Raw genomic sequence first — 22010 nt, 5'->3', positions numbered from 1 at the left:
ACCATGCACGCCTTCCTGTCGCAGCCATTGCGCGCCGCCGTCCTGGGGCTGGCGCTGTGCGCGGGCGCCATGGCGCAGTCCGCCGCGCCCGTCACTCCGGCGTCGGCGCCGGCCGCGTCCGCCTGGGCCGCCGGCGAGTACCGCTGGCACATCGACGATCGCAACGGTGAGCCGCCCTACACCTTGCGGCTGTACGTGCAGCCGCTGCCATCGGGCGATTACGTCCTGACCGGCAGCCTGCTGCTGGACGATGCCGAACTCGGCGCCCACGGTTCGGCGCGGTTGCGCGATGGCCAGCTGGTGCTGGACCTGACCGCCAGCGGCGGCGTGCTGCAGGCGCCGATGGACGAGGGCAAGCGCCGCCTCTATCCCAAGGGCAAGGCGCCCGCGCGCGTGGACTCGGCGGGCTTTGCCACAATGCGCGCGCTGCTCGATCCGCAATCGCTCGAAGGCGTGGTGCAGCGCTACCAGACCAACGTCGTCACGGGGCACCACGTGCAGGGGCCGATGTATGCCAACAGCGTGATCCGCCGCATGCCGTAGTGCGGCCGTGCCGCTCAGTATTTGCCCGTCAGCAGTTCGCCGGCGTCGGGCACGCGCGTTTCCAGGTCCAGCACCTTGAGCATGCGATAGACCGTGGCCGCGGCGGCGGTCACCACCGGCAGGCCCAAGCGGTCCTGCACCGGCTGGATCGACGCCAGCGATGGCATCTGCACGCAGGCCGACAGCACCACGGCATCAACGCCGCGCGTATCCAGGCGCTCGACGTGGCTGGCCGGCGCCATCGGGTCCTGCGCGCCTACCTTCAGGTTGTCGGCGATCTCCAGCGACAGGCTGTCGTGCACTTCGATGCCTTCGTGTTCGATGTAGTCCACCACCAGTTTGGTCAGCGGTTTCATGTAGGGCGTCAGGATCGCGACCTTGCGCGCGCCGATGGCGTGCAGGCCTTCGACCAGCGCGCCGGCGCTGGAGACGATGGGCGCAGGGGCGCCGTTGGCCACAGTGGCCTGGTGCAGCCGTTCCTGCGAGGCGCGATGGTAGCCCAGGCCTTGCGCCATGATGGCCACCAGGCAGGCATAGCCCAGCACGTCGACGCGGGCGTCCGACAGTTCCTGCGCACAGCGGTCGGATTCGCGGTCCATTGAAGCCAGCTCCGCCGCCGTCACCTGCTTCATGCGCATGCGGCTGGAGTGGAAGGTGAAGCGTTCGGGCGCGATGGTCTCGCGCCGGCGCAGCATGGCGGGGATCTCCGTTTCCATGGTGGTGTTGGAACTGGGAACGATCTGGCCGATGCGCAGGACGCGGGGCGACTGGGTCATGGCGTGTCTCCGGTGGGCATTGTCTGCGCCCAAGGTGGCGCGCAAGCAATTCTGCTCGCCGCGAACGATAGTTTCCAATATAGTTTTTGTCTGGTTTCATATCTTTCGCAAATCATTGGCCGCCATGGAAATCCGCCAACTCCGTTATTTCGCCGTGCTGGCCGAAGAACTCAACTTCACCCGCGCGGCCGCCCGGCTGCATATTTCGCAGCCGCCGCTGAGCCTGCAGATCGCCCAGCTCGAACGCGAACTGGAGGTCAGGCTGTTCGACCGCACCAACCGCCGGGTGGCGCTGACCGCGGCCGGCGCGGCCTTCCTGAACGACGTGCGCGCCACGCTCGCCGGTCTCAAGGACGCCACGGTGCGGGCGCGCGCGGTGGACCAGGGCAGGGCGGGGCGGGTCGAGATCGGCCTGTCCGGCTCGCATTTCTTGGGGCCGGTGCCGGCGCTGATCGCGCGCCATGCCGCCAGCCATCCGCAGGTCTCGGTGCTGCTCAACGAAATGAACCCGGCGGCGCAATTGGAAGCGCTGCGCGGCCATCGCATCGACGTCAGCATCTCGCGCACGGCGGTCGATGACGACGAACTGCAATCGCTGGCGCTATGGCCCGATCCGGTGGTGGCGGCGCTGCCCGCCGGCCACCGCCTGGCCGGCCGCAAGCGGCTGGCGTTGTCCGATCTGGCGCGGGACGCGTTCGTGATGCTGCGCACCGACACCTCGGCCTTTGCCCGCGAGCTGGCCGACACCTGCGCCCGCGCCGGTCTGGCGCAGGCGGTGGCGCAGCGCGTGGCGGAAGTGCCGGCGCAGTTGGCGCTGGTGGCGGCCGGACTGGGCGTGGCGCTGGTGCCGCGGTCGACCTGCGGCCACTTCGGCGCGCGGATCGCGGTGTGCGCGCTGCCGGCCACGGTCGGCAGCGGCATGGTCTACGCCGTCACGCGGCGCGACGACGGCAACCGCGCGCTGCAGGCTTTCCTGCGCACGGCGGCGCAGATGGCGGCGCGCCCGGCGCGCTGACCGCGGCGGCGCTCTTTTGCGCAGGCGAAGCCGCTCCTCCAGATTCCGGAATAGGCATTCGGCGGCATCGCGGCCACACTCTCCCGCACAAGCTGATCCGCGCAATGATCACGCAGGGAGACAAGCATGCCGCATCCGCAACGCTGCGCCGACATCAGCGCGCGCTTTCGCGCCATGGGCGGGCAGGCCGGTGGCAACGCGCCGGCCGAGTACATCGCCTTCATCGGCCAGGAACGCGCCCGCTGGACGCGGACCGTGGACACCGCCGGCCTTGCCCAGGAGCGCTAAGTGATCGACAAGATTCAGGCTCGCATGATCGACGCCGTGGCCATCATCCCCGACGGCGCCAGCGTGCTGGTGGGGGGCTTTGGCGAAGCCGGCGTGCCGTACGAGTTATTGCACTGCCTGGCCGAGCTGGGCCGGCGCGACCTGACCGTTATCGCCAACAACGCCGGCACCTACGACCGCGGCATCGCCGCGCTGCTCGATCGGCGGCAGGTGCGCAAGATCATCTGCTCACATCCGCGCCCGCCCAATTCCGAGGCCTTCGCCCGCGCCTATCGCGCCGGCGAAGTGGAGCTGGAATGCGTGCCGCAAGGCACCCTGGCCGAGCGCCTGCGCGCGGCCGGCGCCGGCCTGGGGCCGTTCTACACGCCCACCGGCTACGGCACCGAGCTGGCGCAAGGCCGCCGCCAGGAGGTGATCGACGGCGTCGGCTACGTGCTCGAACAGCCGCTGCGCGGCGATTACGCGCTGATCCGCGCGCACCAGGGCGACCGCTGGGGCAACCTGATGTACCGCCACGCCGCGCGTAATTTCAATCCGGTGATGTGCATGGCCGCCGGCCATGCCATCGCCCAGGTCGACGAGGTCGTGCCGCTGGGCGCCTTCGCGCCCGAGCAGGTCATGACGCCCGGCCTGTTCGTCAAAACCGTGGTGCGCGTGGAGACCTGAGATGCCGACGATCACCCCCCTGACCCGCCAGCAGGTCGCGCAATTGCTGGCCGGCGACATTCCGGATGGCTCGGTCGTCAATCTCGGCATCGGTATGCCGACCCTGGTCGGCGACTACCTGCCATCCGACAAGGACATCCTGCTGCACAGCGAGAACGGCATCACTGGCATGGGGCCGGCGGCCGCGGGCGAGGCCATCGATCCCGACCTCATCAACGCCAGCCGCCAGCCTGTCACCCTGTTGCCGGGCGCCTCCATTACCGAGCACACCGTGTCGTTCGCCATGATGCGCGGCGGCCACCTCGACTATGCCGTGCTGGGCGCTTTCCAGGTGTCGGAACGCGGCGATCTGGCCAACTGGAAAACCGACGCCGCCGACGCCATTCCCGCCGTGGGCGGTGCGATGGACCTGGCCGTCGGCGCCCGCCAGGTGCTGGCCATGATGGAACACCGTGGCCGCGACGGCGCGCCCAAGATCCTGCGCCAGTGCCGCTATCCGCTCACCGGCGCCGGCGTCGTCACGCGCATCTACAGCGGCCTGGCCGTGATCGACGTCACGCCCGCCGGCCTGCGCGTGTACGCCATTTTGCAAGGCGTCAGCGCCGGGGACCTGCAGGCCGCCACCGAAGCGCCCTTGGGGTTCGACGCCACGCCGCGCCGCATCACGCTGGACGCCGCCGGCGTGCCGCGTTACGCCTGAACTTTCCGGAGCCGCTCATGCACCGTTCATGCTTTGCCGCGCTAGCCCTCGCTGCCGGACTGCTCCAGTCCGCGCCGGCGCCGGCCGCCGACGGCTACCCCGACAAACCCATCACGCTGCTGATCCCGTACCCGCCTGGCGGCAGCGCCGACATGCTGGCGCGTCCGCTGGGCGCGGCCCTGCAGAAGAAGTGGAACCAGCCCGTGGTGCTGGAGTACAAGCCGGGCGCCGGCGGCGCCATCGCTTCCGCCCAACTGGCCCGCGCCAGGCCCGACGGCTATACCCTGCTGATGGTGCTGGCTGCCCACGCCATCAACCCCAGCCTCTACCCCTCGCTGCCCTACGACACGCGCCGCGACTTCGCGCCGGTCTCGCTGGTCGCGACCTTGCCCATGCTGGTGGCGGCTCCGCCCTCCACGCCGGCCGACACCATCCCGCAGCTCATCGCCTACGCCAGGGCGCATCCCGGCAAGCTCAGCTTCGCCTCCGCCGGCAACGGCAACACCAGCCACCTGGCCGCCGAAATGTTCAAGCACCAGACCGGCACCGATATGCTGCATGTCCCCTACAAGGGCAGCGGCCCCGCCGTCGTCGCCCTGCTCGGGGGCGAAGTCTCGCTGATGTTCGACAGCATCTCCACCTCGCTGCCGCAAGTCCAGGCCGGCAAACTCAAGGCCCTGGCCGTCACCGGCGAACATCGCTCGCCGCTGCTGCCCGATGTGCCGACCGTCGCCGAAACCGTTCCCGGTTTCGTCGTTAACGGCTGGTACGGCATCCTCGCTCCCGCCGCCACCCCGCCCGCCATCCTCGACACCCTCAGCAGGGCCATCGCCGCCGCGATCGACGCGCCCGACCTGAAGGCTCAACTGAATAGCTACGGCTACGAAACCGTAGGCTCCACCCCCGCCGCCTTTGCCGGCCACATCGACAGGGAACTGGACACCTGGAAACGAGCCGTCGAGGCCTCCGGCGCCAAGTTGAACTGACCCAGATACGAAGAGGGCCTTCAGAAGAAGGCCCCAGGAGACTCACCCAAACGACAACACGCAATCCAAGGCCTCGGGCTCGCCGAGCCGCACCTGGAACACCCTCAATTCATCGCGCCTGAACACATGCACGCTCACGCGGTCCCCCGCCCGATAGTGTCCCAGCAGCACCTCCAGGCCGGCGGCCCCGTCGACCTTCAGGCCATCGATCGCCACCAGCACATCGCCAGCCGACAACCCGCCCTTATGCGCGGCGCCACCTTCCAGCACCGTCGCCAGCGTCAGTGAATCCCCCTGCTTGCGGGTGCGCGCATCCAGGGCAGGAATGTTGGCCGAAGCCTTCCATTGCAGTTTCACCCCCTGCGGCGCCAGCAACGCCGCCAGCGGCACATCCGCCGTGCCGTAGGCATGCCGCGCGATGAAGCGCCGCGCATCCACCCCGGTGGCTTCCTGGATCAGCGCCGGCAGCCCATCCTCTGGCAGGCCCTGCGCCTTGCCGCGATAGAAATCGCGCCCGTAACGCTGCCACAGCAGGCGCATCACATCATCCAGCGAATGCGCGCCGCCTGATTCCTGGCGGATCAGCAGGTCCAGCCCCAGCGCCACCAGCGCGCCCTTGGTGTAATAGCTGACCAGCGCATTGGGGGAGTTCTCGTCCGGCTTGTAATAGCGGGTCCAGGCATCGAACGAACTTTCCGCCACCGACTGCTTGTGCCGCCCCGGCGTGCGCGCCACGCTGGTGATGGTCTTGGCCAGCAGGCGCAGGTAATCGTTCTGCGTGATGGCGTTGGAACGCAGCAGCAGCAGATCATCGTAGTAGGACGTGAAGCCCTCGAACACCCACAGCAGCCGCGTCAGGTCCGGCTGCGCCAGGTTGTACGGCACAAACGCCTGCGGCTTGATGCGCTTGACGTTCCAGGTGTGGAAATACTCGTGGCTGACCAGCCCCAGGAACCCGCGATAGCCTTCGCCCTGGCCCAGCTGGCCCAGCACTGGCAGGTCCTTGCGCGCCGTCATCAGCGCGGTGCTGGCGCGATGCTCCAGGCCACCGTAGCCGTCGCCGGTGACCATCGTCATGAAAACGTAGCGGTCGGCGCTGTCCAGGAACGGCGCGCGCTTGCTGCGCGGTTCGAAGAAGGCGATCTGGGTTTCGCAGATCTTGCGCACGTCGGCGGTGATGCGGGCCAGGTCCAGGTTGGGCGCGACGCCCGTGAACACCAGCTCGTGTTCGGCGCCATGCGCGGTGAAACGGGCCACCTGCGGCGTGCCCATTTCCACCGGATGGTCGATCAGCGCGTCGTAGTCCGGGGCCAGGTACAGGCCGAAGCCGTGCCGCCGTGCCGCGCCCCGGTGGCCGCGCGCCTCGGGCAGGCTGGTGTAGACCTTCCAGCCTTCGATGCCGCGCGGCGGCGCCAGGTCCACCAGGCAGGGCAGGTGATCCTGCCCATGCACTCGCAGGAACACGCTGGTGCCGTTGAAGAAACCGTGCGTTTCGTCCAGGTGCGCGCCGCGCACCGACAGGTCCCAGGCATAGACCGTGTACTCGATCCGCAGCGGGCCTGCGCAAGGCGCGGCCTGCCAGGTGTGGTTGTCTATTTTGTCGACAACCACGCGGCGGTTGCCCGAATGGGCCGTCAGCGACTCGATCTGGCGCGAGAAATCGCGGATCAGATAGCTGCCCGGAATCCAGGCCGGCAGCGACAGGCGCTGGCCGTCGGGCGAGGGCGACTGGATGGTTAGGGTTATCCGGTAGCGGTGCCCCGCGGGGTCGTGGGGCGCGAGGCGGTAAAGTATGGGGAAAGCATCGGTTTTTTCCATGCGTATATCTTATTTCATCCCATCCTCTGGAGACAGGTAATGAGCGAGTCGTTTGTGCTGGTCGAAACCCGCGGCCGCGTCGGTGTGCTGACGCTGAACCGCCCCAAGGCGCTCAACGCGCTCAACGATCAACTGATGAACGAACTCGGAGCGGCGCTGCTGGCTTTCGAGGCGGATGCGGACATCGGCGCCGTGGTCATCACCGGCAGTGAAAAGGCCTTTGCCGCGGGGGCCGACATCGGCGCCATGAAAGACTGGTCGTACATGGACGTGTACGGCAGCGAATACATCACGCGCAACTGGGAGACCCTCAAGCGCATCCGCAAGCCCGTGATCGCCGCGGTTGCCGGCTACGCGCTGGGCGGCGGCTGCGAGCTGGCCATGATGTGCGACATCATCATTGCCGCCGACACGGCCAAGTTCGGCCAGCCCGAGATCAAGCTGGGCGTCATTCCGGGCGCCGGCGGCACCCAGCGCCTGCCGCGCGCGGTGGGCAAGGCCAAGGCCATGGACATGGCCCTGACCGCCCGCATGATGGGCGCCGAGGAAGCCGAGCGCGCCGGCCTGGTGTCGCGCGTGGTGCCGGCCGACAAGCTGATGGACGAGGCCATGGAGGCGGCCACCGTGATCGCCTCGATGTCGCTGCCGTCGGTCATGATGGCCAAGGAATGCGTCAACCGCGCCTTCGAAGGGTCGCTCAACGAAGGCCTGCTGTTCGAGCGCCGCCTGTTCCATTCGCTGTTCGCCACCGAGGACCAGAAGGAAGGCATGGCCGCGTTCACCGAGAAGCGCAAGCCGGACTTCAAGCACCGTTGAGCCCTGTCGCGCCGCTTGCGGGTCCATACACGGTCCCCGCAAGCCGCGCGGCCGGTCCGATCACGCGCCCGCCCAGGGCGCGTTTTTCATGCGCGGGCGGTGGGAGCAGGCGTTGCGCCTTGAAACTTTTGAATAGCACATTGTTGCAGCGATCAGCCCTATCCTGAAAAGGCGTCACTCTGAAAACGAGCTGTCGCGCCAGAGGGGTTTGCCCGACCTGGTAAGCCCCATGCGCGGCGGCTTGTGTGCAAACAATAAGCAACAAGGAGCCTTGCATGCGTACTTTCCCCTTTCATCGCCGGTGGCCCGCCGCCGCGCTCGCGGGTGCCCTCAGTCTCTGCTTCGTGACCGCTACGCAAGCCCAATCGCCGCGGCCGACGCTGCGGCTGGTGTCCGAAACGCCGTACCCCGCGGCCGCCGCGCCCGCGCCGCAAATGAGCGCGCAGGAACTGCGCGACATTGCCATCGACGCCTATGTCTACGCCTATCCCATGGTGTTGATGGAGCTGGCGCGCCGCAAGGCCACCGCGGTGCAGGCGCCGCTGGATGGCAAGGCGCCCGTCAACCAGTTCGGCCACAAGGCCGCGTTCCCCGATCCGCGCGCCGCCGACACGCCGTGGCCCAGCGCCGACGCGTTGTATTCCAGTCTCTGGTTCGACGTGTCGCGCGCGCCGCTGATCGTACGCCTGCCCGACAGCGGCAACCGCTACACCGTGCTGTCGGCGCTGGACATGTGGAGCGACGTGTTCGCCTCGCGCGGCACGCGCACCAACGGCCCCGGCGCCCAGTCGTTCGCCATCGTCGGCCCGAACTGGCAGGGCGCGCTGCCGCCGGGCATGGACGTGATCCATAGCCCCACCTCGACCGGCTGGCTGATCGGCTGGACGCAGACCGGCGGCCCGCAGGACTACGCCGCGGTCAACCAGATCCAGGCCAATATGTCGGCCAGCCCGATGGTGCCGCCGGTGGCGCCAGTGCCCGGGCGTCATCGTGGCGCCGGCAGCACCACGCCCTATCCGCAGACCGGCCCGGGCGTGGGCACGGCGCCGATCGGCAGCGACGTTCCCATGCCGATGCCCGTCAACGTGCCCGACGGCACGCCGGCCGAGCAGGCCGCGAGCATGGATGCCGCTTCGTTCTTCACGCTGTTCTTCGACGTCATGCGCAACAACCCGCCGCATGCCAACGACACACCGATGCTGGATCGCATGCGCCGCATCGGCCTGGACGGGCGCCAGCCGTTTTCGTACGGCCGCCTGAGTCCGGCCGTGCAGCAGGCGCTGGCCGACGCGCAGCCGCTGGCTGGCCGCCGCATCGCCGACGGCGTGTCGCGCCTGGCCACGCCCATCAATGGCTGGAACACCGTGCTCACCGGTATCGGCACCTATGGCACCGACTACACCCGCCGCGCCGCCATCGCCTACGCCGGCCTGGGCGCGCCGACGCCGGAGGACGTGCTCTATCCTGTCACCGCTGCCGACAGCAAGGGGCGGGCGCTGAATTCGGATGAAGACTACGTGCTGCATTTCGACAAGGGCCAGTTGCCGCCGGCCAATGCTTTCTGGTCGCTGCACGTCTACAACGCCAAGCATGGCTTTCCCGATAATCCCGCCAACCGCTACGTGCTGCGCAGCACCGACGGCCTGAAGTACAACGCCGACGGCTCGCTCGATCTCTATATCCAGCGCCGCGACCCGGGCGAGCGCAAGCGCGCCAACTGGCTCGCCACCCCGGCCGCCGACGGCCCGTTCCTGCTCAGCATGCGCCTGTACTGGCCGCAGGACGTGGCGCTCGACGGACTGTGGGCGCCGCCGCCCGTCAAGGAAGATTGAATCGGGATGGCCGGGAGTCTCGCCCGGCCAGCTTTGCCCCGGGGCCCCGCAAGGGGCTTTTTTTCGGCCTTTTCGGGCCATCGGTCGGCACACGCGCGGCGGTCCCGGGCTGGCCGCCGCGCCAATTCGCGTCCCCAATTTTCCGGCCGCGCCGCGCGCGTTGAGGGGCATGTTGCCGCCTTACAAACTGCCGAAAGTTCATTTGCTCGGGTAAAAAGAAACACGCTATACTCTGCGGGTTTGACGCTTGCGGGATAAGAACACGTGGCGGTAATTTCGCCTGAGTTCTGACAGGGGCAAGGCTTGCAGTATGGCTTTGAGCGGGGAAAGTTTGATGCAGCAGAACACAGTGCGGCACGAACCTGCGCGCCGGGGGGAGCAACCCTTCAGGGAAGATGATCCCGAAGGACATCACTCCAGGGGAAACATCCCCGGGGGAGACGCCTCCCATCAGTCGGCGCAACAGGGCGGGGCACGCCAGGTTCTGGCGGATCAGGATCCGGTGGACCGGGTACTGGTTCTCAGCGACGCGGATCGTGCGGCGCTGGATGCGCAAGCTGGCCGCGGTCTCTTGTTGGCACTGGCGGCGCAAGGCGCCATGGGGCTCGCAGCAGCAGTAATAGCGGGGGTTGTCGGAGGGGCGGCGGCAGGTTGGTCGGCGCTGGCGGGGGCAGGAGCGTATTTCATACCCAATGCGTTGTTCGCATTGCGCCTGGCTGTCAGTGTCCGGACCGGTAAGGCCAGTCCCTTTACCTTTCTCTCTGGTGAGTTGATCAAGTTGTTCGCAACGGCATTGCTGTTGTGGCTGCTTTCGCGTGTGGCGCAGGACAGCCTGGTCTGGCCTGCGGTGCTGCTGGGTCTGATACTCACCTTGAAGGGATATCTCCTGCTTTTGATGTTCCGCAAGTTGTCATAGCGCGCCGGGTAGGTGTACGGCAAACGGAATCGTGGAATCGTCCGGCTCGCAAGGGCTCGGGCATACAGCAAATAGGGTAGGATTCAAATGGCTGCTGCCAGCGACGTGTCGCCTCAGTCCGCTTATATTCAGCACCACCTGGTGCACCTGAACAATACGGGCGAAAAACAGACTGCAATTGCTCAGTTTGACATCATCAACTACGACTCGTTGTTCTGGTCCGGCCTGACGGGCCTGATCGTCATCTTCTTCCTGTGGCGCGCCGCCCGCCGCGCGACCGCCGGCGTCCCGGGCCGCTTCCAGGCTTTCGTGGAAATGATCGTCGACATGGTCGACGACCAGGCCAAGGGCATCGTCCACAATGCCAAGAGCCGTCTCTTCATTGCTCCGCTCGCGCTCACCGTGTTCCTCTGGATCATCCTGATGAACGCGCTGGACCTGCTGCCTGTCGACCTGCTGCCGTCGATCTGGCGCTGGACCGGCCTGGGCGCGCACCATGGCGACCCCCTCTATTACCACCGCGTGCTGCCGACCGCCGACCTGAACGTGCCGATGGGCATGTCGCTGGGCGTGCTGCTGCTGATGTTCTACTACGGCATCAAGATCAAGCACCCGGGCGGCTTCGTCAAGGAACTGTTCACCGCGCCGTTCCACGCGCATGGCCTGGGCGCTCTCGTCCTGGCGCCGTTCAACCTGCTGCTGAACCTGATCGAATACGCCGCCAAGTCGGTGTCGCTGGGCATGCGGTTGTTCGGCAACATGTTCGCCGGCGAACTGATTTTCATGCTGATCGCCCTCTTGGGCGGCGCCTGGACCGGCTTCAACGGTGCCAGCATCGGCTTGGGAATCGGCCATGTGCTGGCCGGCTCGATCTGGGCCATCTTCCACATCCTGATCGTCTTGCTCCAGGCCTTCATCTTCATGATGCTGACCCTGGTGTATCTCGGCCAGGCGCATGAAGGCCACTGATCCCCCGAATTTCCGGCGCCGGCCATCCGGGCGGCGCTGGATAGCAAGATCCTCTTGCATTGAGCAGTACCCAATCTTTTATTTTTTGACTTCAGATTTCTAACCAAGGAGTTGTCATGACCAACGTCGCTTTCGTTGCTCTCGCTTGCGGTCTTATCATCGGTCTGGGCGCTATCGGCGCTTGCATCGGCATCGCACTGATGGGCGGCAAATATCTGGAAGCTTCGGCTCGTCAGCCTGAACTGATGAACGCTCTGCAAACCAAGATGTTCCTGCTGGCTGGCCTGATCGACGCGGCATTCCTGATCGGCGTGGGTATCGCCATGCTGTTCGCCTTCGCCAACCCGTTCGTCGGCTAAGGCACGCCCGCCGGCGAAAAGGCGGGTCATGACGCTGGTGGCGATGCGGGCTTGAGCCCCGTCGCCGACCGGCAAAGTATCGAGTGCTCCGCGTTGCCCGTCCCGGGTGCCGTCGGAGCCGCAAGGTGTTAAAGGAACGACCGTGAATCTGAACGCGACGATCATTTTCCAGATGCTCGTGTTCTTCGTTCTGGGCTGGTTCACGATGAAATTCGTGTGGCCTCCTCTGACGAAGGCGATGGACGAGCGCCGCCAAAAAATCGCCGATGGCCTTGCCGCCGCGGAGAAGGGCAAGGCCGATCTGGCCCAGGCCCAGGCGCGCGTCAGTCTGATCGAGGCTTCTGCCAAGTCCGAAAACCACGCCCGCATCATCGAGGCTGAAAAGCAAGCCGCCTCCCTGATCGAGCAGGCCCGCCGTGAAGCGGAAGCCGAGCGTGCCCGCATCGTGGCGCAAGCCGCACAGGACGCCGCGCAGGAAGTCCAGCGCGCCCGTGACGCGCTGCGCGACGACGTTGCCGCGCTGGCTGTCAAGGGTGCTGAACAGATCCTCAAGCGCGAGGTTGACGCCCGCGCCCACGCCGAGCTGCTGAACCAGCTTCGCGCGCAGCTTTAATCCGGGACCGTCATGGCTGAACTTTCCACTGTTGCCAGGCCCTACGCCGAAGCCTTGTTCGCCGCCGCGTGCGACGACAAGGCCGGCCTGCAGGCTTGGGCCGACCTGGTCAGCGAGCTGTCGCAGGTCGCCTCCAACCCCGACGTGCGCGAGGCCATGGCCGATCCGCGTCTGGGCGACACGCAGCGCGTCGAGCTGTTCTCCGGCCTGGTGAAGGCCGAACTGCCCCAGGCCGCCCGCAATTTCATCGCGCTGCTGGTCGAAAACGACCGGCTGCTGCTGTTGCCCGAAATCGCCACGCAATTCGTGGCGTTGCGGAACCGTCACGACGGCACGGCGCAGGCGGAAATCACCAGCGCGTTCGAGCTGAGCGATGCCCAGGTCCAAGAACTGGTCGCCGGCCTCGAGAAGAAATTCGGCCTGAAGCTCAAGCCCGTCGTCACTGTCGACCAGTCGTTGATCGGCGGCGTGCGCGTGGCCGTCGGAGACCAGGTGCTCGATACTTCCGTACAAGCCCAATTGGCCCGCATGCGCGATACGCTCGCCGCTTAAAGGCAGCACTAACAGGATTCCAGGAGTCAATATGCAACTCAATCCCTCCGAGATCAGCGAACTGCTCAAGAGCCGCATCGAGGGCCTGGGCGCTTCGGCTGATGTCCGTACTCAGGGCACCGTCGTGTCCGTGACCGACGGTATTACCCGCATCCACGGCCTGTCCGACGTGATGCAGGGCGAAATGCTCGAATTCCCCAACAACGTCTTCGGCTTGGCGCTCAACCTCGAGCGCGATTCCGTTGGCGCCGTTATTCTCGGTGACTACACCGGCGTGTCCGAAGGCGACGCGGTCAAGACGACCGGCCGCATTCTGGAAGTGCCGGTCGGCCCCGAACTGAAAGGCCGCGTGGTCAACACGCTGGGCGAGCCGATCGACGGCAAGGGCCCGATCAATGCCAAGGCCACCGACATCATCGAAAAAGTGGCCCCCGGCGTTATCGCCCGCCGCTCGGTGTCGCAGCCGCTGCAAACCGGCATCAAGGCTATCGACTCGATGGTTCCCATCGGCCGTGGCCAGCGCGAACTGATCATCGGCGACCGCCAGACCGGCAAGACCGCCGTGGCCGTCGACACCATCATCAGCCAGAAGGGCAAGGGCGTCACCTGCGTGTACGTCGCCATCGGCCAGAAGGCGTCGACCATCAACAACGTGGTGCGCAAGCTCGAAGAGCACGGCGCGCTGGAATACACCATCGTCGTGGCCGCCTCGGCCTCCGACTCGGCCGCCATGCAGTACCTGGCCGCCTACGCCGGCTGCACGATGGGCGAATACTTCCGCGATCGTGGCGAAGACGCGCTGATCGTCTATGACGACCTGACCAAGCAAGCCTGGGCCTACCGCCAGGTCTCGCTGCTGTTGCGCCGTCCGCCCGGCCGCGAAGCCTACCCGGGCGACGTGTTCTACCTGCACTCGCGCCTGCTGGAACGCGCCGCCCGCGTGAACGAAGACTACGTCGAGAAGTTCACCGGTGGCGCCGTCAAGGGCAAGACCGGCTCGCTGACCGCGCTGCCGATCATCGAAACCCAGGCGGGCGACGTGTCGGCCTTCGTTCCGACCAACGTGATCTCGATCACGGACGGCCAGATCTTCCTGGAAACCGACCTGTTCAACGCAGGTGTGCGTCCCGCCATCAACGCCGGTATCTCGGTGTCGCGCGTGGGCGGCGCCGCCCAGACCAAGGTCGTCAAGAAGCTGTCCGGCGGTATCCGTACCGACCTGGCGCAGTACCGTGAACTGGCCGCCTTCGCGCAGTTCGCCTCGGATCTGGACGACGCCACCCGTCGCCAGCTCGAGCGCGGCAAGCGCGTGGTCGAACTGCTCAAGCAGCCGCAATACCAGCCGCTGCAAGTGTGGGAACTGGCCGTCACGCTGTACACGGTCAACAACGGCTACCTCGACGACGTGGACGTGGCTCAGGTGCTGTCGTTCGAGAAGTCGCTCAAGGACCAGCTCAAGGCCAAGCACGCCGACCTGATCCAGCGCGTCGAAGACACCAAGGAACTGTCCAAGGACGACGAAAGCGAACTCGCCGCCGCCATCCAGGAATTCAAGAAGCACGGTGCTTTTTAAGAAAGTGATGGGTTAGGCGTCAGCGGCGCCTCACCCATCCTTATCGGATGGTTGAGGCGCAAGCGCCAACCCATCGGCCAGTCTTCACAGGAAAGCGCAATGCCCGGAATTAAGGAAATCCGAACCAAGATCAAGAGCGTGCAAAACACGCGCAAGATCACCAAGGCGATGGAAATGGTCGCCGCATCCAAGATGCGCAAGGCGCAGGAACGGATGCGCGCGGGCCGTCCGTACGCCACCAAGGTGCGCGAGATCGCCGCGCACCTGATGCAGGCCAACCCCGAGTACAGCCACCCGTACCTGGTCGAGCGCGAAGTCAAGGCGGTCGGCGTGGTCATGGTGACGACGGACAAGGGTCTGTGCGGCGGCTTGAACACCAACATCACCCGCGTGGTGCTGTCGAAGCTGAAAGAGTTCGAAAAGAACGGCATCACCGTTCAGGCGACCGCTTTCGGCAACAAGGGCGTGGGCGTGCTGTCCCGTATCGGCGCCAAGCTGGTTTCCCAGGAAGTGCAACTGGGCGACAAGCCGCAGCTGGATCGCCTGTTGGGCGCGATCAAGGTGCAGCTGGACGCCTACCTGGAAGGCCGCATCGATGCGCTGTACGTGGCCTCGACCCGCTTCGTCAATACGATGAAGCAGGAGCCGCTGTTCCTGCGTCTGCTGCCCCTGGCCAGCGGTTTGGAAGATCCGTACCAGACGGGCGCCGAAAGCCTGGCCAAGACTTCGGAAGTGAAATCGGATTACAGCTGGGATTACATCTACGAACCCGACGCTCGTAGCGTGATCGACGACCTGCTGCAGCGTTACGTGGAAGGCCTGCTGTACCAAGCCGTGGCCGAGAACATGGCTTCGGAGCAGTCGGCCCGGATGGTCGCCATGAAGGCGGCGTCGGACAACGCCAAGAAGGTCATCGGCGATCTGCAGCTGGTCTACAACAAGACCCGCCAGGCCGCGATCACCAAGGAAATTTCGGAAATCGTAGGGGGCGCTGCCGCCGTCTGAGGCAGGCAGCATCCCGTCAAAAGCTATCAAGCAAGGAATCGACATGAGCAACGGAACCATCGTTCAGTGCATCGGCGCCGTGGTGGATATTCAGTTCCCCCGCGATCACATGCCCAAGATCTACGAAGCGCTTACTCTGGTCGACGAGGGTTCCTCGTTCGCCGAAAAGGGTCTGACGCTGGAAGTGCAGCAACAGTTGGGTGACGGCGTGGTGCGTACCATCGCCCTGGGCTCCAGCGACGGCCTGCGCCGCGGCATGAAGGTCGCCGGCACCGGCGCCCCGATCTCGGTGCCCGTCGGCACCGGCACGCTCGGCCGCATCATGGACGTGCTGGGTCGTCCCATCGACGAAGCCGGCCCGATCCAGCACGAAGAAAAGCGTGGCATCCACCAACCGGCCCCCCGTTTCGACGAGCTGTCGCCGTCGGTGGAACTGCTGGAAACCGGCATCAAGGTTATCGACCTGGTGTGCCCGTTCGCCAAGGGCGGCAAGGTCGGCCTGTTCGGCGGCGCCGGCGTGGGCAAGACCGTCAACATGATGGAACTGATCAACAACATCGCCAAGCAGCACAGCGGCTTGTCGGTGTTCGCCGGCGTGGGTGAGCGTACCCGTGAAGGCAACGACTTCTACCACGAAATGGAAGAGTCGAACGTTCTGGACAAGGTGGCGATGGTGTTCGGTCAGATGAACGAACCCCCGGGCAACCGTCTGCGCGTGGCGCTGACCGGCCTGACCATGGCCGAGAAGTTCCGCGACGAAGGCCGCGACATCCTGTTCTTCGTCGACAACATCTACCGCTACACGCTGGCCGGTACCGAAGTGTCGGCGCTGCTGGGCCGTATGCCGTCGGCGGTGGGCTACCAGCCCACGCTGGCCGAGGAAATGGGCAAGCTGCAAGAGCGCATCACGTCCACCAAGACCGGCTCGATCACCTCGATCCAGGCCGTGTACGTGCCCGCTGACGACTTGACCGACCCGTCGCCCGCCACCACCTTCCAGCATTTGGACTCGACCGTCGTGCTGTCGCGTGACATCGCCGCCCTGGGTATCTACCCGGCCGTGGACCCGCTGGATTCGTCCAGCCGCCAGCTCGACCCGCAAGTCGTCGGCGAAGAACACTACGCCGTGGCCCGTGGCGTGCAGCAGACGCTGCAGCGCTACAAGGAACTGCGCGACATCATCGCGATTCTGGGCATGGACGAACTGTCGCCGGAAGACAAGCAGGCCGTGGCCCGCGCCCGTAAGATCCAGCGTTTCCTGTCGCAGCCGTTCCACGTGGCCGAAGTGTTCACCGGTTCGCCCGGCAAGTACGTGCCGCTGGCCGAAACCATCCGTGGTTTCAAGATGATCGTGAACGGCGAGTGCGATGCGCTGCCGGAACAGGCCTTCTACATGGTCGGCTCGATCGACGAGGCCTTCGAGAAGGCCAAGAAACTGCAATAAGGAACCGATATGGCTACCCTGCATGTGGATGTCGTCAGCGCAGAGGAAGCGATCTTCTCCGGTGAGGCGAAGTTCGTGGTGCTGCCTGGCGAAGCGGGTGAGCTGGGCATTCTGCCCGGTCACACCCCGCTGATCTCGCGCATACGCCCCGGGACGGTCAAGATCGTCCGTGCCGACCAAGGCGAGGAAAACATCTTCGTCGCCGGGGGCATTCTGGAAGTGCAGCCGGGCAGCGTGACGGTCCTGGCCGACACCGCCATCCGCGCCGCCGACCTGGACGAAGCCCGTGCCCTGGAAGCGCGCAAGCGCGCCGAAGAGGCCCTGGCCAACGCCAAGGACAAGGCCGACATCGCGGTTGTCGAGGCCGAGCTGGCGATGCTGGCGGCGCAAGCCATTGCCGCGCGCAAGCTGCGTCAAGGCGGCCGCTCGCACTGAGCGCACGACCCGCCGGGGTTCGCCCCGGATCGAAAAAAGCGGCCAATGGCCGCTTTTTTCATTGGAACCGCCGGCGCTCGCGGTCGCGCGGGGCAATCGGCGCCGGCTTGCGGGCGGCCACCCTCGGTCACCCGCGACCGGCTTGCGTTCTCTACGAATAGCGACACGCCGGGCGCGCCGTTAGTCTCCAGGTATTGCAATTCGAGCCTGGAGGAACGGCATGCGAGAAACCATGGATTGCGGGGTATTGCTGGCCCCCGGCCACGAAACCGCCATGGGCGCCTGGGTCGCGCGCGATCAACCCCGGCTGGCGCGCGTGCGCCTGCATCTGGTGCCGCTGCGTGCGCCCGGCAGCGTGCCTGGCGGACTCGACACCCACGCCCTGGCCGAGCTCGCGGTCAGCCTGCGCCGCTACGATCATTGCATCCTGCCGGTGGCGCTGGCATCGCTGGCCTGGACCCGCATGTCCTTGCAGCAGGCCGGCCGCGCCTTGGTCACGCCGCTGCTGCTGCTGGTGCACGACATGACCGCGCCAGCCATCGAAGACCTGCTGCGGCTGGGCGCCGCCGATTTCATCACGGCGCCGTGCTGCCTTGAAAGCCTGCGCGTACGGCTGGCGCGGCTGGCACGCCGGGCGCCGCTGCTGGCGCCGACGCTGGAAGAACCGGCGGCGGTCTACGCCGGGCCGCCGCAGCGGCCCGCCGGCCGGCTGCATGCGCGGCCGCGGGTCGCGCGGCAGGTGTTGCAGCAGGGGCTGGCAGGGCTGCGCTACCAGCCCGATCGCACCACACAGGAACCCTTCCGGCAGGCCAAGTCGCGCGTGGTCGACGGCTTCGAGTCAGACTACATCCGCCTGGCCCTGTCGCGCCACCAGGGCAATGTGGCGCGGGCGGCCCGCGCCTCCAGTAAGCACCGCCGTGCATTCTGGGCGCTGATGCGCAAGCACGGCATCGATGCCGCGCCTTATCGCCGCATGGCCGAGCAGGCGCCACAACCCGATTGAGGCAATCCGCGCGGTTTTGCGCCACGGCAAGCGGGTCTGCCGGCGGCGCCGCGCCCTGTCAGCTTGGGGCAGTAGAATCATGGCTTCCGATCATCGAGGATAGTCGTGTCCGCTTCCGTTTTGAAGAACGATGTGTTCTTGCGCGCGCTGCTGCGCGAGCCCGTGCCCTACACCCCCATCTGGCTGATGCGCCAGGCGGGCCGCTACCTGCCCGAGTACCGCCAGACGCGGGCCCGGGCCGGTTCCTTCATGGGGCTGGCACAGAACCCGGACTACGCCTCGGAGGTCACCCTGCAGCCGCTCGAGCGCTACGACCTGGACGCGGCCATCCTGTTCTCCGACATTCTTACCGTGCCGCACGCCATGGGCCTGGGCCTGGACTTCGCCGAAGGCGAGGGGCCGCGCTTCGCCCGCCCGGTGCGCACCGAGGAAGACGTGGCGCGCCTGGCCGTGCCCGACATGGATAAGCTGCGCTACGTGTTCGACGCCGTCGGCACCATCCGCCGCGACCTGGACGGCAAGGTCCCGCTGATCGGCTTTGCCGGCAGTCCCTGGACCATCGCCTGCTACATGGTCGAGGGGCGGGGTAGCGACGACTACCGCCTGATCAAAACCATGCTGTATTCGCGCCCGGACCTGCTGCACCGCATCCTGGAAATCAACGCCGAGGCCACGCTGCAATACCTGAACGCGCAGATCGCCGCGGGCGCGCAGGCCGTCATGCTGTTCGACAGTTGGGGCGGCGTGCTGGCCGACGGCTTGTTCCAGCAATTTTCACTGGCCTACACCCGCAAGGTGGTGGCCGGCCTGACGCGCGAACACGAAGGGCGCCGCGTGCCGGTCATCGTCTTCACCAAGGGCGGTGGGCAGTGGCTCGAAGACATCGCCGCCTGCGGCTGCGATGCCGTGGGCCTGGACTGGACGGTCGACCTGGCCGCGGCGCGGCGCCGCACCGGCGACTCGGTCGCGTTCCAGGGCAACCTCGATCCGATGGCCCTGTTCGGCGGCGCCGACGCCATCCGCGCCGAGGCGCGCCGCGTGCTGGATGCGTTCGGGCCGGTGGGCAAGGGGGGCCATGTGTTCAATCTGGGCCACGGCATTTCGCGTTTCACCCCACCCGAAGCGGTAGCCGAATTGGTCGACGAAGTCCACCATCACAGCCGCTCGCTCAGGGGGTAAGTGAGTGAACGCTTCGGTCCGCAGGGCCGGGCGTCGAGGGCTGCCGGACACAGTTGTGCACAGCAAGATTACGCTCGGGGAAAACCCTTTAGAAGCTGGCTTACAATCTTGGAAGTTTGTATAAGCCACTGTTTTTATTGGAATAAAATGGGTTTTCAACAAAGTTGCAAGAGTTGATGCAATCTTGCCTTATTCCAATTTTTGACGTTGCTCTTGCCTTTTCCCCAAAGTTATCCACAGGCTGGGTCTGGAGTTCCGGACCCGCTTGCGGCGACAATCCCTGCTGGCCCGGTTTTCGGCCGGCCCATCATCCTGATGCCGTTTTTCCCGGTCCCGGCCGGTTCGCCCTGTCCATGCCGCGCTCCCTGATCCATGTCTGAAGTCTTCGCACTGGTCGAATCCACGCCGGCCGCGGCCGTCTGCTGGGTGCGGGTCGCGCTGGACGTGCCGCTGCCCGGCCCGTTCGACTACCGCCACCATGAGCCGATCGCCGCCGGCCTGCGGGTGATCGTGCCGTTCGGCCGCCGCAAGCTGGTCGGCGTGGTGGTCGACAACCCGGCCGAGCCTTCCTACGAGCCGAAGCAGATCAAACCGATCGAGGAGGTATTGCAGGATCTGCCGCCCTTCGATGAGGGCTGGCTGCGCCTGGCGCGCTTTGCCGCCGAGTATTACCAGCGGCCGCTGGGCGAAGTGATGCTGCCGACCCTGCCGCCGCCGCTGCGCAAACCGACCGCCTACCAGGGCAAGCGCTCGGCCGGCGGTCCGGTGGCGCGGCTGGACGGGCGCAAGCGCAAGGTCGTCCGCCAGCCGGCCGCGGCCGACCAGCCGCCCGAATTGAATGACGCCCAGCGCGAGGCGGTCGATACCATCGCCGGACTTTCCGGGTTCAAGGCGGTGCTGTTGTACGGCGTGACCGGCAGCGGCAAGACCGAGGTCTACCTGCGCGCCGCCGAGAAAGTGCTGGCGGCCGGCCGCCAGGTGCTCTTGATGGTGCCGGAAATCAACCTGACGCCGCAGCTGGAAGGCGCCCTGCGCGCCCGGCTCGAAGGCTTGCTCGGATCGGATGGGCTGGCGGTGATGCACAGCGGCCTGTCCGATGGCGAGCGATTGCAGGCATGGGCGCGCGCGCAGCGCGGCCAGGCGCGCATGCTGCTCGGCACGCGCATGGCGATCTTCGCGCCCATGAGCGAGCTGGGGCTGATCGTGGTCGATGAAGAACACGATGCCTCCTACAAGCAGCAGGATGGCCTGCGCTATTCCGCGCGGGATCTGGCGGTATGGCGCGCGCATGACCTGGGCATTCCGGTGGTGCTCGGTTCGGCCACGCCGTCGTTGGAAACCTGGCAGCACGCCGAGCGCGGCCGCTACTTGCGCCTGTCCCTGCCGGCGCGCGCCCGCGCCAGTTCGCTGCCGGCCATGAAGCTGGTCGATACCCGCCGCCTGCCGATGAAGCACGGCATGTCGCCACAACTGCTGGAGGCTGTCGGCGAGCGGCTGGCGCGCAAGGAGCAGTCGCTGATTTTCCTGAATCGGCGCGGCTTCGCCCCGGTGCTGCATTGCCAGTCCTGCGGCTGGGTCAGCAATTGTCCGCGCTGTACCGCTTTCACCGTATTGCATCGCACCGCCGGCCATGGCCACCGTCTGCATTGCCACCATTGCGGCTACCAGGCGCCGGTGCCGCATGCCTGCCCCGAATGCGGCGACCAGGACCTGGCGCCGATGGGGCGCGGCACGCAGCGCGTCGAGGAACACCTGGCCGAACTGTTTCCCGAGGCGCGCATCCTGCGCATCGATGCCGACAGCACCCGCAAGAAGGGCAGCGCCGAGGCCCTGTTCGCGTCGGTGCATGCGGGCGAGGTCGACATCCTGGTGGGCACGCAGATGGTGGCCAAGGGCCACGACTTCGCGCGGCTCGGCCTGGTGGGCGTGCTCAATCCGGATTCGGCGTTGTTTGCGCACGATTTCCGCGCGCCGGAGCGGCTGTTCGCGCAGTTGATGCAGGTGGCTGGCCGCGCCGGCCGCCATCATGGCAACGGCCAGGTCATCATCCAGACCGGCTATCCCGAGCAGCCGGTGTATCAGGCCTTGCTGCGGCACGATTACGCGGGTTTCGCGCGCCATGCGCTGCAGGAGCGCGAAAGCACCGGCCTGCCGCCGTTTGCGTATCAGGCGTTGCTGACGGCCGAGGCGCGCGAGCTGGCGGTGGCGCAGGCGTTCCTGCAACAGGCGCGCGCCTTGCCCGAAGGCGAATGGGCCGCCGATTTCCCGGGGTTGGACGCGGTCATGCTGTACGACCCGGTGCCGCTGCGCGTGGTGCGGGTGGCCAACATCGAGCGCGCCCAACTGCTGGTGGAAAGCAGTAGCCGTCCCGCCTTGCAGACGTTCCTGGCGTCATGGTCGCACCACCTGCCGTACCTGGCCAACGAGGCCCGGGTGCGCTGGCAGTTGGAGGTCGATCCGCTGGAAATCTGACCGGCGCGCCCGCCGCGTACCCGTTTACTCTATGTCGTTCCCGTTTTCCC

22 protein-coding genes are annotated in these 22010 nt (G+C 66.5%); 20 read left to right on the top strand and 2 right to left on the bottom strand.

Going from position 1 to position 22010, the window contains the following annotated elements:
* Window positions 1-3 precede the first annotated feature (3 nt).
* Entirely contained in the window at window positions 4-543 is a 540-nt protein-coding gene (locus HV701_RS04940; RefSeq protein WP_175131946.1) for a hypothetical protein, read from the top strand.
* A 14-nt stretch (window positions 544-557) separates the two neighbouring features.
* Here HV701_RS04940 and HV701_RS04935 read toward each other — a convergent pair whose 3' ends face one another.
* Complete coding sequence (locus HV701_RS04935) at window positions 558-1319, bottom strand: maleate cis-trans isomerase family protein (RefSeq protein ID WP_175131945.1); 762 nt, start codon at window positions 1317-1319, stop codon at window positions 558-560.
* Between the two features lie 124 nt (window positions 1320-1443).
* Here HV701_RS04935 and HV701_RS04930 point away from each other — a divergent pair, with 124 nt between their 5' ends.
* From HV701_RS04930 to HV701_RS04910, 5 genes are all read left to right on the top strand, one after another.
* Complete coding sequence (locus tag HV701_RS04930; protein ID WP_175131944.1) at window positions 1444-2334, top strand: LysR substrate-binding domain-containing protein; 891 nt, start codon at window positions 1444-1446, stop codon at window positions 2332-2334.
* A gap of 126 nt (window positions 2335-2460) precedes the next feature.
* Window positions 2461-2622 carry a hypothetical protein gene (locus HV701_RS04925; protein WP_254595109.1) on the top strand — a complete coding sequence of 54 codons (162 nt, stop codon included), beginning with the start codon at window positions 2461-2463 and terminating at the stop codon, window positions 2620-2622.
* The gene (locus tag HV701_RS04920) at window positions 2623-3288 is read left to right on the top strand and encodes a 3-oxoacid CoA-transferase subunit A (RefSeq protein WP_175131943.1); all 666 of its coding nucleotides are present in this window, start codon (window positions 2623-2625) and stop codon (window positions 3286-3288) included.
* Between the two features lies 1 nt (window position 3289).
* Entirely contained in the window at window positions 3290-3988 is a 699-nt protein-coding gene (locus HV701_RS04915) for a 3-oxoacid CoA-transferase subunit B (RefSeq protein WP_175131942.1), read from the top strand.
* A gap of 17 nt (window positions 3989-4005) precedes the next feature.
* Window positions 4006-4974 (top strand): tripartite tricarboxylate transporter substrate binding protein, encoded by a 969-nt coding sequence (locus tag HV701_RS04910; RefSeq protein WP_175131941.1) that lies wholly within the window; start codon window positions 4006-4008, stop codon window positions 4972-4974.
* Window positions 4975-5016: 42 nt separating this feature from the next.
* Here the strand turns inward: HV701_RS04910 and HV701_RS04905 are convergent, their stop codons facing one another.
* On the bottom strand, window positions 5017-6792 hold the full coding sequence (locus HV701_RS04905; protein WP_175131940.1) for a M61 family metallopeptidase: 1776 nt from the start codon (window positions 6790-6792) through the stop codon (window positions 5017-5019).
* A 39-nt stretch (window positions 6793-6831) separates the two neighbouring features.
* Here HV701_RS04905 and HV701_RS04900 point away from each other — a divergent pair, with 39 nt between their 5' ends.
* The 14 genes from HV701_RS04900 (at window position 6832) to HV701_RS04835 (ending at window position 21960) form a co-directional block, all read left to right on the top strand.
* Entirely contained in the window at window positions 6832-7608 is a 777-nt protein-coding gene (locus HV701_RS04900; RefSeq protein WP_175131939.1) for an enoyl-CoA hydratase, read from the top strand.
* A 275-nt stretch (window positions 7609-7883) separates the two neighbouring features.
* Window positions 7884-9440, top strand: a complete 1557-nt coding sequence (locus HV701_RS04895) for a DUF1254 domain-containing protein (RefSeq protein WP_175131938.1) — start codon at window positions 7884-7886, stop codon at window positions 9438-9440.
* Between the two features lie 502 nt (window positions 9441-9942).
* A complete protein-coding gene (locus HV701_RS04890; protein WP_175131982.1) occupies window positions 9943-10356 on the top strand; it encodes an ATP synthase subunit I in 414 nt (137 codons plus the stop codon).
* Between the two features lie 87 nt (window positions 10357-10443).
* Window positions 10444-11325 carry a F0F1 ATP synthase subunit A gene (atpB, locus tag HV701_RS04885; RefSeq protein WP_175131937.1) on the top strand — a complete coding sequence of 294 codons (882 nt, stop codon included), beginning with the start codon at window positions 10444-10446 and terminating at the stop codon, window positions 11323-11325.
* Window positions 11326-11441: 116 nt separating this feature from the next.
* A complete protein-coding gene (gene atpE / locus HV701_RS04880) occupies window positions 11442-11684 on the top strand; it encodes a F0F1 ATP synthase subunit C (protein WP_003815363.1) in 243 nt (80 codons plus the stop codon).
* A gap of 142 nt (window positions 11685-11826) precedes the next feature.
* Window positions 11827-12297: a F0F1 ATP synthase subunit B gene (locus HV701_RS04875; protein WP_039882659.1), complete on the top strand. Its 471-nt coding sequence runs from the start codon at window positions 11827-11829 to the stop codon at window positions 12295-12297.
* Between the two features lie 12 nt (window positions 12298-12309).
* The gene (locus tag HV701_RS04870; protein WP_175131936.1) at window positions 12310-12849 is read left to right on the top strand and encodes a F0F1 ATP synthase subunit delta; all 540 of its coding nucleotides are present in this window, start codon (window positions 12310-12312) and stop codon (window positions 12847-12849) included.
* 31 nt (window positions 12850-12880) lie between these two features.
* Window positions 12881-14422, top strand: coding sequence for a F0F1 ATP synthase subunit alpha (gene atpA, locus HV701_RS04865; protein WP_175131935.1), 1542 nt, complete (start codon window positions 12881-12883; stop codon window positions 14420-14422).
* 99 nt (window positions 14423-14521) lie between these two features.
* Window positions 14522-15427: a F0F1 ATP synthase subunit gamma gene (atpG, locus tag HV701_RS04860; RefSeq protein ID WP_175131934.1), complete on the top strand. Its 906-nt coding sequence runs from the start codon at window positions 14522-14524 to the stop codon at window positions 15425-15427.
* Between the two features lie 43 nt (window positions 15428-15470).
* The gene (atpD, locus tag HV701_RS04855) at window positions 15471-16871 is read left to right on the top strand and encodes a F0F1 ATP synthase subunit beta (RefSeq protein WP_054434844.1); all 1401 of its coding nucleotides are present in this window, start codon (window positions 15471-15473) and stop codon (window positions 16869-16871) included.
* Window positions 16872-16880: 9 nt separating this feature from the next.
* Window positions 16881-17306, top strand: coding sequence for a F0F1 ATP synthase subunit epsilon (locus HV701_RS04850; protein ID WP_006392535.1), 426 nt, complete (start codon window positions 16881-16883; stop codon window positions 17304-17306).
* 220 nt (window positions 17307-17526) lie between these two features.
* Window positions 17527-18309: a hypothetical protein gene (locus HV701_RS04845; RefSeq protein ID WP_175131933.1), complete on the top strand. Its 783-nt coding sequence runs from the start codon at window positions 17527-17529 to the stop codon at window positions 18307-18309.
* A gap of 105 nt (window positions 18310-18414) precedes the next feature.
* Window positions 18415-19488 (top strand): uroporphyrinogen decarboxylase, encoded by a 1074-nt coding sequence (hemE, locus tag HV701_RS04840; RefSeq protein ID WP_175131932.1) that lies wholly within the window; start codon window positions 18415-18417, stop codon window positions 19486-19488.
* A gap of 372 nt (window positions 19489-19860) precedes the next feature.
* Window positions 19861-21960: a primosomal protein N' gene (locus HV701_RS04835; RefSeq protein ID WP_175131931.1), complete on the top strand. Its 2100-nt coding sequence runs from the start codon at window positions 19861-19863 to the stop codon at window positions 21958-21960.
* Window positions 21961-22010 lie beyond the last annotated feature (50 nt).

The sequence above is a fragment of the Achromobacter pulmonis genome, from assembly GCF_902859765.1.
Lineage (GTDB): Bacteria > Pseudomonadota > Gammaproteobacteria > Burkholderiales > Burkholderiaceae_B > Achromobacter > Achromobacter pulmonis.
Note: the sequence above shows the minus strand (reverse complement) of the source record. Positions and strands in the feature narration are given on the sequence as shown.